Raw genomic sequence first — 11,849 nt, 5'->3', positions numbered from 1 at the left:
CCTGTCTCCACAGGGGCGCCGCCGTCGTGCACTACGTGTTCTCATCTCGGCCGCCCGTTGCTACGGTGCCCGACCTGACGTCCCGTCAGCTCCGGGAGGACCGTATGCGTGCCCTGATCGCCGCCGCGACCGGCCTCGCCGTCGCGCTCGCCCTGGTCCTCACCATCACCGCACTGGGCACACCGGCCGGCCGGACCTCCCCGAAGCCACTGCTGACGACGGTCCCCGCACACCCCTAGCCGCCCCGTCCGCCGGTTCCGCCCGCGAAGGAGGCCTAGATGCGCCGCAAGGCCAGCCTGATCCTGCTCGCCCTCGCCGTGTTCTTCGCGGCGCTGTCCCCCCTGCTGCGCTGGTACGCCTACCCGCGCCTGGCCAAGATCCCGGCGAACGAATACCAGACCATGGTCCTGGAGGCCAAGAACGCCACCCTCCTCGACTACGGCAGCATGACCGCCCGCACCGTCCCCAAAATCACCATCGTGCAGACCCTCAAGGGCGACGTGGAGGCCTCCGAGAAGATCGAGAAGACGGCCGGCCGGGACGTCGTCGTCTGGGACGGCCTGTCCTATGTCCAGGGACCCGACGGCAAGATGGTCTCCAAGGTCCCCGAGCGGTACATCTTCGACGCCCACACCCAGGAGCCCGTGCACGCCACCGGCGAGATGGTCGACGGCGACCCGGTACGCCGGGAGGGCATCGAGTTCAAGTGGCCGTTCCTGACGGAGAAACGGGACTACGAGTACTTCGACGCGCAGACCCGCACCACGGCCCCCATCCACTACGAGGGCACCCGGACCTTCCGAGGCCTGGAGGTCTACTACTTCGAGCAGACCGTCCCCTGGACCAAGGTCGCCATGCCCAGGACCATGCCGGTCGCGGGAATCACCCCGGAGACCGTCGCCAAGACCGGCACCACCCGCTGGTACACCACCGTCCGCAAGTTCTGGGTCGAACCCGTCACCGGCGCGCCCGTCTACGGCGAGGAGATCCACCAGGAGGAACTCCGCGGCGGCACCCTGCTCGGCGGCCGCGCGAAGGTCACCGCCTTCGCCGGGCACGTGAAGATGCGCGAGGACTACATCGAGCACACCGTGTCCGTGATCAAGGCCAACCGCACCCTGGTCCTGCTGCTGACCGCCTACCTGCCCTGGGGCTTCCTCCTGCTCGGCGTCCTCCTGATGTGCCTCTCCCTCTACCTGGAGGCCCGCTCCCGCCGCCCGGACGGACCCACCGCCGCCGAACCCGCCGCACCGCAGCCCGTCACCGCCTGAGCCGCGCGTTGGTGAACCGGGTCGGCTCGGCGCCGGCCGGATCCTCGGGCCAGGGATGCTTCGGATACCGGCCGCGCAACTCCGCCCGCACCCCCTTGTAGCCGTCCTTCCAGAAGGAGGCGAGGTCGGCGGTGACGGCAGCGGGCCGCCCCGCGGGCGACAGCAGATGCACCAGCAACGGCACCCCGGCGACCCGCGGCGACTCCTGGAGCCCGAACATCTCCTGCAACTTCACCGCGAGGACCGGCCGCTCCGGGTCGGCATAGTCGATCCGGATCCTGGACCCGCTCGGCACGGTGATCCGCTCCGGCGCCAGCTCCTCCAGCCGCGCCGCCTCGCCGGAGGCCCAGGGCAGCAGCCGTCCGAGCGCCTCCCCGGCACCGATCCGCCCGAGATCGCTCCGCCGCCGGGCCCGGCTCAGCTCGGGCTCGAGCCACTCGTCCACCCGCGCGCGCAGCGACGCGTCGGAGACATCGGGCCACGGCTCCCCCAGATGCCATCGCAGGAACGCCAGCCGCTGCCGCAGGACGTCCGTATCGGGCGACCACCGCAACAACCGCAGCCCGTCCTTCTCCAGCCCCTCGACCAGCGCATCGCGCACGAGCCCGGCGTCGGCGTTCCGGAGCGGACGCACCGCCAGCTCCACGGCCCCCAGCCGCTCCACCCGCCGGGCCACGACATCACCGTCGGCCCAGTGGACCTCGTCCCGCTCGTCGAGCAGCGCGCCGGCCGCGAACCGGGCGACCTCCTCGTCCACGACCGCGGCGAGCTGTACGCGCGCGTGCCCCTTCCCCACCGGCCGGTCGGCGACGGCGACGGCGAGCCAGGGGGCCCCACGCAGATCCGTACCCTCGCGGACGTCGGCCCGGGTGCCGGAGACCATGAGGTAGGAACCCCCGTCCGCCCTGGCGAGCCGCTCCGGGAAGGCGAGGGCGACGACGAGCCCGGCGAGCGCGTCCGAACCGGCAGCATCCCCGCTGCCGCCTCGTCCGCTGCCGCTGCCTCCGGCGCTGTCTCCCCCGCCGCTGCTTCCTCCGGTGCTGTTTCCGCTTCCTCGGGTGCTGTCTCCTCGGGTGCTGTTTCCTCCGGAGGCGGGCCCGGCCGGCGTCGAGCCTTCGGCGACGGCCCGCAGTCGGCGCACCTCCGCCCGCCACCGCGCGCCGTAGGCGTCACCCCCACGCCGGGCGGACCGCAGAGCCGCCGCCAGGTCGTCGCCGTACTCCCGCGGCGCCTCCTCGCTGAGCAGCGCGACGACCTCGACGGCCCGCTCCACCCCCACCGACGCGGCCCCGTCCAGCAGAGCCCGGCCCAACCGGGGGTGCAGCCCCAGCCGGGCCAGCCGCAACCCCCGCTCGGTGGCCCGGCCGGCGGAGTCCACCGCCCCGATCGCCGTCAGCAAAGACCTCGCCGCCGCCATCGCCCCGCCCGGCGGCGGATCCAGCAACGCCAGCCCGGAAGCGTCAGGATCTCCCCAGCAGGCCGCCTGAAGGGCGAACGCCGTCAGATCGGCCACCCTGATCTCCGGGGCCGGGAACGACGGCAGACGGGCATCCTCCGCCTCCGCCCAGCACCGGTACACCGCGCCCGGCGCCTCCCGCCCGGCCCGCCCCGCCCGCTGCCGGCCCGCCGCCTGCGAGGCACGCACCGTCGCGAGCGCGCTCAGCCCGCGCGCGTGGTCCACCCGCGGCTCCCGCGCCAGCCCCGAGTCGACGACCACCCGCACCCCCGGCACCGTCAGCGAGGACTCCGCCACGGAGGTCGCCAGGACCACCCGGCGCCGCTCCCCGGGAGCCAGCACCGCGTCCTGCACGGCCGCCGGCGCCCGCCCGTGCACCTGGAGCACGTCCACCCCGGCCGGCGCACCGAGGAGCCCCGCGACCCGCGCGATCTCCCCGACACCCGGCAGGAAGCACAACACGTCCCCCGGCCGCTCGGCCAGCGCCCGCCGCACCACCGACGCCACGTGCGCCAACAACGCGGGATCCACCCGCGTCCCGTGCGGCGGCCGCACGGGACGCGCCGGGGGCGCCCAGACCACCTCCACGCCGAAGACGGAACCCTGCGCCTCCACCACCGGTGCCCCGCCCAGCAGCCGCGACCAGCCCGCCGTGTCCGTCGTGGCCGAGGCCGCCACCAGCCGCAGCTCGGGCCGCAGCGTCTCGCGCACGTCCCACAGGAAGGCGGCCGAGGTGTCCGCGTCGAGGTGCCGCTCATGGCACTCGTCCAGCACCACCACATCGACGCCCGACAGCTCCTGGTCGCGCTGCAGACGCTGGAGCAGCACACCGGTCGTGACGACCTCCACGCGTGTGCGCCGCCCGACGACCCGCTCCCCGCGCACGGTGTGGCCCACGCTCTCCCCGGGCCGCTCACCGAGCAGCCAGGCCATCCGCCGGGCCGCCGCCCGCGCCGCGATCCGCCGCGGCTCGGCCACGAGCACCCGGCGCGCCGGCCCCTCGCCCAGCAGCCCGGCCAGCGCGAGCGGCACCAGCGTCGTCTTGCCCGTGCCCGGTGGCGCGGCGAGGACGGCCGTGCCGTGCCCGGCCAGGGCGTCGTTCAGGGCGGGCAGGGCGGCCCGTACGGGCAGCGCGTCCAGGGCGTCGTAACGGGGGATCACGCCCCCAGTGTCGTACGCCCGCGAACACCACCCCGCACGCGCGCGTGCGTGTGCGGGGTGGAAGAGGACAGGAGGGGACGGAGCGAGCGGGAGCCTTGCTAGTCCCGCTCGCAGACGAAGACGGCCGTACCCGGGATCAGGTTCCCGCGCAGCGGGGACCAGCCGCCCCACTCCGAGGAGTTCCAGGCCGGCCACTCCGGCTCGACCAGGTCCACCAGCCGGAAACCGCCCGCCACGATGTCGCGGACCCGGTCGCCCAGCGTCCGGTGGTGCTCCACGTACACCGCGTGGCCCTCGTCGTCCTGCTCGACATAAGGAGTGCGGTCGAAATAGGACGAGGACACGGTCAGCCCCTCCGGGCCCGGCTCGTCCGGGAACGCCCAGCGGATCGGGTGGGTCACCGAGAACACGAAACGGCCCCCGGGCCGCAGCACCCGCCGCACCTCCTTCAGGACCAGCACCGGGTCGGCGACGAAGGGCAGCGCCCCGTACGCCGAGCAGGCCAGGTCGAAGGAGGCGTCGGCGAAGGGCAGCGCGCCCGCGTCGGCGCACACCAGCGGGAACGAGCCGCCGATGCGCAGCGCGTGCTGGAGCTGGCGGTGCGAGAGGTCCAGGGCGACCGGACGCGCGCCCTGCGCGGTCAGCCAGCGCGCGCACTGCGCCGCGCCGGCGCCGATCTCCAGGACCGACTTGCCCTTCAGCTCCTCCGGCGGGCCGAGCAGCTCCGCCTCCACCTCGTCCAGGCCCTCGGGACCCCATACGAACCGGTCGTCGCCGAGGAAGGTGCCGTGCTCGATCTGGTATTCGTCCGCGTTGCGGTCCCACCAGCCCCGGTTGGCCCGGGAGCTCTCGGTGACGTCGGCGTGACGTCGGGTGGCTTCCGGCTCCAGGGCCGGCTCGGGCGATTCAGGCTCTTGGATGATCGGCTCCCTCGTCGTACTCTTCCGTGCAACCCGCCCGGCGGTGTCACCCGAGGTGTCACCGGTGAGGCTTCCTGCGGCCTGCGTGACCTCAGGAGAAAGGTTGTGTGCCGGGTATGCGGCGATCCGCCCCGGGTGTGCGCCTTCGCGCATTGACCCCGCCCGGCTGCCCCCGTATGCTACAAGTTGCGCTGCGGGCCTGCGCACCTCAGACGTAGCAGGCTGCGCTCGCATCTGTTGTTGTCCCCTCGGTTATCGAGGTGCCATCACCGGAATATCGGTGGGGTGCCTCCTAAGCTGTCCGGCTTCTTCAGAGCGATCACGGGCTCCCGGCGTAGCAGTACCTACGACTCACTGTCCGTACCGGAGCCCTTTCCCACATGACGAGCAGCACCGAGACCACCTCTACCACGCCGCAGGTAGCGGTCAACGACATCGGTAACGAGGAAGCCTTCCTCGCCGCGATCGACGAGACGATCAAGTACTTCAACGACGGCGACATCGTCGACGGCGTCATCGTGAAGGTCGACCGGGACGAGGTCCTGCTCGACATCGGTTACAAGACCGAAGGCGTTATCCCGAGCCGCGAGCTCTCGATCAAGCACGACGTCGACCCCAATGAGGTCGTCAAGGTCGGCGACGAGATCGAGGCCCTTGTTCTCCAGAAGGAGGACAAGGAAGGCCGCCTGATCCTTTCGAAGAAGCGCGCCCAGTACGAGCGTGCCTGGGGCACCATCGAGAAGATCAAGGAAGAAGACGGGATCGTCACCGGTACCGTCATCGAGGTCGTCAAGGGTGGTCTCATCCTCGACATCGGCCTCCGTGGCTTCCTCCCGGCGTCCCTCGTCGAGATGCGCCGCGTCCGCGACCTCCAGCCTTACGTGGGCAAGGAGCTCGAGGCCAAGATCATCGAGCTGGACAAGAACCGCAACAACGTGGTCCTGTCCCGCCGTGCCTGGCTCGAGCAGACCCAGTCCGAGGTCCGCCAGACGTTCCTCACGACCCTCCAGAAGGGTCAGGTCCGTTCCGGCGTCGTCTCCTCGATCGTCAACTTCGGTGCGTTCGTGGACCTGGGTGGCGTCGACGGTCTGGTTCACGTCTCCGAGCTTTCCTGGAAGCACATCGACCACCCCTCCGAGGTTGTCGAGGTCGGCCAGGAAGTCACCGTCGAGGTTCTCGACGTCGACATGGACCGCGAGCGTGTCTCCCTGTCGCTGAAGGCGACCCAGGAAGACCCGTGGCAGCAGTTCGCCCGCACGCACCAGATCGGGCAGGTTGTTCCCGGTAAGGTCACGAAGCTCGTTCCGTTCGGCGCCTTCGTGCGCGTCGACGAGGGCATCGAGGGTCTGGTCCACATCTCCGAGCTGGCCGAGCGCCACGTGGAGATCCCGGAGCAGGTCGTCCAGGTCAACGACGAGATCTTCGTCAAGGTCATCGACATCGACCTCGAGCGCCGCCGCATCAGCCTCTCGCTGAAGCAGGCCAACGAGTCCTTCGGTGCCGACCCGGCCTCGGTCGAGTTCGACCCGACCCTGTACGGCATGGCCGCGTCGTACGACGACCAGGGCAACTACATCTACCCCGAGGGCTTCGACCCCGAGACCAACGACTGGCTCGAGGGCTTCGAGTCGCAGCGTGAGGTCTGGGAGAACCAGTACGCCGAGGCGCAGACGCGCTTCGAGCAGCACCAGGCTCAGGTCATCAAGTCCCGCGAGGCGGACGAGAAGGCCGCTGCCGAGGGTGGCGACGCGGCCAGTGCCGCTCCGGCCGCGTCCGGTGGCGGTGGCGGTGGCTCCTACTCCTCCGAGGGTGCCGACACGTCCGGCGCGCTGGCCTCGGACGAGGCGCTCGCCGCTCTGCGCGAGAAGCTGGCCGGCGGCCAGAGCTGAACTCCCGGCGGGGGTGACCCCAGCCGCTGAGGTTGAGCAGTTTGTCGAGGGCCCGCACCTTTCGAGGTGCGGGCCCTCGGTGCTGCCCGGACGTGGGACCGCCGTTCACCCCGTGACCGCCCTCGCGCGCGCCCCCGACCCGCCCGGCCTCACCCGCTCCCCGCACCCGTGCGAAGCCGGCAGGAGTCATTCGATCAAGGCGCGTGGACCGGGAATGCCCACGGTCCGGCGCGCGTTGGACAGAAGGAACACGAGGGGAGCGGTCCAAGTGCTTGATCCGCAGGGTTTGTACGCATGGGAGCCGAAGGGCCTGGCAGTCGTCGACATGGCGCTGGCCCAGGAGTCGGCCGGACTTGTCATGCTCTACCACTTCGACGGATACATCGACGCGGGCGAGACCGGTGACCAGATCGTCGACCGGCTCCTCGACTCGTTGCCCCACCAAGTCGTCGCCCGCTTCGACCACGACCGGCTGGTCGACTACCGCGCCCGCCGCCCGCTGCTGACCTTCAAGCGCGACCGGTGGACCGAGTACGAGGAGCCGACCATCGAGGTGCGGCTGGTGCAGGACACCACCGGCGCACCCTTCCTGCTGCTGTCCGGGCCCGAACCGGACGTGGAATGGGAACGCTTCGCCGTCGCCGTCAGGCAGATCGTGGAGCGGCTCGGCGTCCGCCTCTCGGTGAACTTCCACGGCATCCCCATGGGCGTCCCGCACACCCGCCCCGTGGGTCTCACCCCGCACGGCAACCGCACCGACCTCATGCCTGGCCACCGCAGCCCCTTCGACGAGGCCCAGGTCCCCGGCAGCGCCGAGGCGCTCGTCGAGTACCGCCTCATGGAAGCCGGACACGACATCCTGGGCGTCGCCGCACACGTTCCGCACTACATCGCCCGTTCGGCGTACCCGGACGCCGCGCTGACCGTCCTGGAAGCGATCACGGCGGCCACCGGCCTGGTCCTGCCGGGCATCGCGCACGCCCTGCGCACCGACGCCCACCGGACGCAGACCGAGATCGACCGGCAGATCCAGGAGGGCGACGAGGAACTCACCTCCCTCGTCCAGGGCCTGGAGCACCAGTACGACGCCGCCGCCGGCGCCGAGACCCGCGGCAACATGCTCGCCGAGCCCGTCGACATCCCGTCGGCGGACGAGATCGGGCAGGAGTTCGAGCGGTTCCTCGCCGAGCGCGAGGGCGAAGGCTGATCGTTCCGGCCGGGCGTTCCCGCCGGGCACCGCGGCTGCGCCGGCCGAAGGGGCAGTACACAGGGGCCTGTCGGGGCATCGTCACCGGCAGGCCCTAAGCTTCCGCTCATGCTGACAGTGGGCCTGACCGGCGGGATCGGCGCCGGCAAGAGCGAGGTGTCACGGCTGCTCGTCGAGTGCGGGGCCGTACTGATCGACGCGGACCGCATCGCCCGCGAGGTCGTCGAGCCGGGCACCCCGGGACTCGCGGCGGTCGTGGACGCCTTCGGCGCGGACATCCTCGCCCCGGACGGCAGCCTCGACCGCCCCCGCCTGGGCTCGGTCGTCTTCGCCGACCCCGCGAAACTGGCGCTCCTCAACTCGATCGTGCATCCCCTGGTCGGCGCCCGCTCCCGCGAACTCGAGGCGGCCGCCCCCGAGGACGCCGTCGTCGTGCACGACGTCCCGCTCCTCACCGAGAACGCCCTCGGCCCCCTCTACGACGTCGTGGTCGTCGTCGACGTGAGCCCCGAGACCCAGCTCGACCGGCTCGTCCGGCTCCGCGGCATGACGCAGGAGGACGCCCGCGCGCGGATGGCCGCACAGGCGACTCGCGACCAACGCCGGGAGATCGCCGACATCCTGATCGACAACGACGTACCGCTCGCGGAACTCCAGCGGCGCGTGAAAGACGTATGGGCCGACCTCACCCACAGAGCCCACGCGCCGCACGGGACCGCTCCGGAATAGCGGCCCTCGCTCCACGCGTTGAACCCATTGAGCAAGGGAAGGATTTTTCCGTGCCCGATACCAGCGGTTCGACCGGACGTACTCCGGAGACACACGTCATCGACTTCCGTGCCGCGGAGCATCTGCTCGCCGCACGGGACCCGCGGGGCGCGGTGAAGTTGCTCGACGGAGTCATCGCCGCACACCCCGAGAACACCGCCGCCCGGCTGCTGCGCGCGCGTGCCTTCTTCGCCGCCGCCCAACTGCGGCCTGCCGAGCTGGAGTTCACCATCGTCCTGGAGCGCGAGCCGGACAACGCCTTCGCGCACTTCGCCCTCGGCCGCACCTATGAGCGGCAGGGCCGGGGCGACCAGGCCAAGCGCCACTTCCGGCTGGCCGCGGCACTGGACCCGAACCCGCAGTACCTCAAAGCGGCACGCTTCGATAGCTGAGAAACGGCGGGCCGCCGGGGCCTTGGGGTGCCCGGGCTTCCGTCCTCAAGGGTGCCGGTGCTCGGGCGGCCGGTACGGCGGGATGTCGCGGCCCGGCTGATAGTGAGGACCCTGTCGCCGATGCCTGAGGATCATCGTCAGATCGACCGTGATCACCACCCACAGCACCCCGCACGCGATAGCCCACCCCGGACGCCCCACGACAGCGAACGCGGCCGTCCCGAAGATCGCCCAGGCCAGGCCCCACAGGGTCAGCCACAGACGCATCCGCAGCGCACTGCGCGCTGTCACCGGCTCACTGCCCGTACGCATCCCGATCACCACTCCTCCTTGCAACGTACTCCCCGGTCAGGATGTTCTCCAGGGGGCCGGTGTCCTCTCCTCCGGCGCAGCTCGAACAGAAGGATCATCCCTCGAACGGGTGAACCGAAGAGGATCAGGAACGGCCTTACGGGGACGGGCCGTTGAAAGAGCATGAAGCTGGAAATGCGAGACGGACACAAGGGAACCGGTCCCGGTGCGATCACCCCGGACGGCTGCGCGGTCGAGCTCTACTCGCGCCTGCCGGTGGGGAACGAGCCGGAGGTCATCGCCGAGGCGGTGCCCCCGGGCGCGCACATCCTCGAGCTGGGCAGCGGGGTCGGGCGAGTGACCCACGCCCTGCTGGAGCGCGGGTTCACGGTCACGGCGGTGGACGAGTCCGCCGAGATGCTGGAGCGCGTCCGCGGGGCCCGCACGATATGCAGCCCCATCGAGGATCTCGCCCTGGGCGAGACGTTCGACGTGGTGATGCTCGCGTCGTTCCTCGTGCACACCGGGGACATCGAGTTACGGCAAAAGATGCTGCGGGCCTGCGCACGGCACGCGGCGAAGGGCGGCTGTGTGCTGATCCAACGGGAAGGTGAGGACTACCACTCGAACGTGCCGCGCGAGCGCGTCGACCCGAGCGGCTTCACGATCCGGATCGTCTCGACCGAGCCCGTCGGGGACAGCGTCCACTCCGTACGCGCGGAGTACGACTTCCCGGACGCCGCGTGGACCCAGACGTTCCGGTCCCGACCACTGACCAAGGACCAGTTCGAGGAGGCCCTGGCGGAGGCGGGTCTGAGGGTGGAGCGCTATCTGACGGAGGACCGGATATGGGTGAAGGCGGTGCCGGTGACGGAATAGAGGGAGAGGGGAGGGACGGCGGGCGGTAGGGCCGGAGGGAAGACAGGAGGGGGCGGGAGGGGGAGGGCAGAGGCGGTGAGGCGGCAGGGGCGGCAAGGCCGGTGGTTCGAGAAAGCCGGGCGGGGTGCGATGAGTTCGCTGACGGAGGCCGGTCTACCTCCCTGACAGCACAACGGACCGCTCACCGCAGGAGACCCTCATGTCCGAGACCACGGCTTCCCTCGCCGCCACCACTTCCGCAGCCGCTCCCCGGTCCGCCTCCGCGAGCGCCCGAGGCCGCCGCGCCCGGATCGCCCTGCGAGGCTTGCAGGTGCTCCTCGCGCTCTTCTACGGCATCGCCAGCGCGCTGCCGAAGCTGATCGCGCACCCGTCCGCCGCCGACGCCTTCGACGAGATGGGCTGGGGCAGCGCGGGCATGTACACCATCGGTGCCCTGGAACTCGCCGGTGCGGTCGCCCTGCTCGTGCCGGTGCTCCAGTCCGTGGCGGCGGTGGCGCTGGGCGCGCTGATGGTGGGCGCGTTCGTCGTCCAGGTCGTCTTCTTCGACGGCCAGAACGCGGCGACGCCGCTCATCCTGCTCGTACCGCTGGCGCTCATCGCCTGGAAGCGACGGGCGTCGAACGCGGAGCTGCTGCGGTTGGCGCGGCGAGAGGCGTGACGAGAGGCGTGACGAGTCGGGCGGCTGGAAATGGGGCGGGGGCGGGGGGAGGGGGGAGGGGGAGGGGGCCCCAGCTCCAGCTGCCGGGCCTCCAGTCCCCGGTCCTCCGGACCCCGCCGGCTCGGATCGCCCCGGTGCGGATTTACCGTGGAGACATGGACGCCTCCAAGGCCCCCTCCGCCTCCGCCTCCGCCCCCGCCCCCGCCTCCGCAGTCTCCGCCCCCGGCTCCGCAGCCTCCGCCTCCGCCCTGGTCGTGCTCGACCGGCGGGTCGGGGGCTGTCGGGCGTGTCCTCGGTTGGTGGACTGGCGTGAGGAGGTGGCCCGTACCAAGCGGGCGGCCTTCGCGGACTGGACGTACTGGGGTCGGCCCGTACCCGGCTTCGGTCCGTCGGACGCCCGGCTGCTGATCGTCGGGCTGGCCCCGGCCGCGCACGGGGGGAACCGTACGGGGCGGATGTTCACCGGGGACCGTTCCGGCGAGGTGCTGTACCAGGCGTTGTATGACGTGGGGCTGTCGTCGCAGCCCACCGCTGAGTCCGTCGACGACGGGCTGGAGCTGTACGGCGTGCGGATCACGTCGCCCGTGCACTGTGCGCCGCCCGCCAACAAGCCCACTCCGGGGGAGCGGGACACCTGCCGTCCCTGGCTCGTGCAGGAACTGAGGCTGCTGCGGCCGACGTTGCGCGCGGTCGTCGTGCTCGGCGCCTTCGGTTGGCAGGCCGCGTTGCCCGCGTTCGCCGAGGCGGGCTGGACCGTGCCCCGGCCGCGACCCGCCTTCGGGCACGGGACCCGGGTGACGCTCGACGGCCCGGACGGCCCGGGCGGTGCTGATGGCCTCGATGTCTTCGGCTGCTTCCACGTCAGTCAGCGCAACACGTTCACCGGCCGGCTCACCCCCGGGATGCTGCGCGATGTGCTGCGCACGGCCGCGGGGGCGGCGGGGCTGCCGTGAGCTC

12 protein-coding genes are annotated in these 11,849 nt (G+C 71.6%); 9 read left to right on the top strand and 3 right to left on the bottom strand.

All coding sequences use genetic code 11. The annotated features are described in order from the left end of the window. Window positions 1-104 precede the first annotated feature (104 nt). Complete coding sequence (locus ACFVYS_RS34685) at window positions 105-239, top strand: SPW_0924 family protein (RefSeq protein ID WP_389508608.1); 135 nt, start codon at window positions 105-107, stop codon at window positions 237-239. A gap of 39 nt (window positions 240-278) precedes the next feature. Then, window positions 279-1,271, top strand: a complete 993-nt coding sequence (locus ACFVYS_RS34680) for a DUF3068 domain-containing protein (RefSeq protein WP_389508597.1) — start codon at window positions 279-281, stop codon at window positions 1,269-1,271. Here ACFVYS_RS34680 and ACFVYS_RS34675 read toward each other — a convergent pair. Both ACFVYS_RS34675 and ACFVYS_RS34670 read right to left on the bottom strand, forming a co-directional pair. Beyond that, a complete protein-coding gene (locus ACFVYS_RS34675) occupies window positions 1,261-3,885 on the bottom strand; it encodes an ATP-dependent RNA helicase (RefSeq protein ID WP_389508607.1) in 2,625 nt (874 codons plus the stop codon). The genes ACFVYS_RS34680 and ACFVYS_RS34675 overlap by 11 nt on opposite strands. Window positions 3,886-3,986: 101 nt before the next feature. Further along, a complete protein-coding gene (locus ACFVYS_RS34670) occupies window positions 3,987-4,961 on the bottom strand; it encodes a class I SAM-dependent methyltransferase (RefSeq protein WP_389508595.1) in 975 nt (324 codons plus the stop codon). Window positions 4,962-5,188: 227 nt separating this feature from the next. Here ACFVYS_RS34670 and rpsA point away from each other — a divergent pair, with 227 nt between their 5' ends. The 4 genes from rpsA to ACFVYS_RS34650 all read left to right on the top strand — a co-directional run bounded on the left by rpsA (window position 5,189) and on the right by ACFVYS_RS34650 (window position 9,064). Further along, window positions 5,189-6,697 carry a 30S ribosomal protein S1 gene (rpsA, locus tag ACFVYS_RS34665; RefSeq protein ID WP_389508593.1) on the top strand — a complete coding sequence of 503 codons (1,509 nt, stop codon included), beginning with the start codon at window positions 5,189-5,191 and terminating at the stop codon, window positions 6,695-6,697. 268 nt (window positions 6,698-6,965) lie between these two features. Then, the gene (locus tag ACFVYS_RS34660) at window positions 6,966-7,904 is read left to right on the top strand and encodes a PAC2 family protein (RefSeq protein WP_389508591.1); all 939 of its coding nucleotides are present in this window, start codon (window positions 6,966-6,968) and stop codon (window positions 7,902-7,904) included. A gap of 108 nt (window positions 7,905-8,012) precedes the next feature. Next, window positions 8,013-8,633 (top strand): dephospho-CoA kinase, encoded by a 621-nt coding sequence (coaE, locus tag ACFVYS_RS34655; protein WP_389508589.1) that lies wholly within the window; start codon window positions 8,013-8,015, stop codon window positions 8,631-8,633. A gap of 50 nt (window positions 8,634-8,683) precedes the next feature. Further along, window positions 8,684-9,064: a tetratricopeptide repeat protein gene (locus tag ACFVYS_RS34650; RefSeq protein ID WP_389508587.1), complete on the top strand. Its 381-nt coding sequence runs from the start codon at window positions 8,684-8,686 to the stop codon at window positions 9,062-9,064. 45 nt (window positions 9,065-9,109) lie between these two features. Here the strand turns inward: ACFVYS_RS34650 and ACFVYS_RS34645 are convergent, their stop codons facing one another. Continuing rightward, entirely contained in the window at window positions 9,110-9,376 is a 267-nt protein-coding gene (locus tag ACFVYS_RS34645) for a DUF6343 family protein (protein ID WP_389508585.1), read from the bottom strand. A 174-nt stretch (window positions 9,377-9,550) separates the two neighbouring features. Here ACFVYS_RS34645 and ACFVYS_RS34640 point away from each other — a divergent pair, with 174 nt between their 5' ends. The 3 genes from ACFVYS_RS34640 (at window position 9,551) to ACFVYS_RS34630 (ending at window position 11,845) form a co-directional block, all read left to right on the top strand. After that, entirely contained in the window at window positions 9,551-10,234 is a 684-nt protein-coding gene (locus ACFVYS_RS34640; RefSeq protein ID WP_389508583.1) for a class I SAM-dependent methyltransferase, read from the top strand. A gap of 199 nt (window positions 10,235-10,433) precedes the next feature. Continuing rightward, complete coding sequence (locus tag ACFVYS_RS34635; RefSeq protein WP_389508581.1) at window positions 10,434-10,892, top strand: DoxX family protein; 459 nt, start codon at window positions 10,434-10,436, stop codon at window positions 10,890-10,892. A gap of 155 nt (window positions 10,893-11,047) precedes the next feature. Beyond that, complete coding sequence (locus tag ACFVYS_RS34630; protein WP_389508580.1) at window positions 11,048-11,845, top strand: uracil-DNA glycosylase; 798 nt, start codon at window positions 11,048-11,050, stop codon at window positions 11,843-11,845. Window positions 11,846-11,849: the final 4 nt, after the last annotated feature.

This window comes from Streptomyces sp. NPDC058295 (assembly GCF_042880655.1).
Taxonomy (GTDB): domain Bacteria; phylum Actinomycetota; class Actinomycetes; order Streptomycetales; family Streptomycetaceae; genus Streptomyces; species Streptomyces coriariae.
This window is presented reverse-complemented; position numbering and strand designations above follow the sequence as displayed.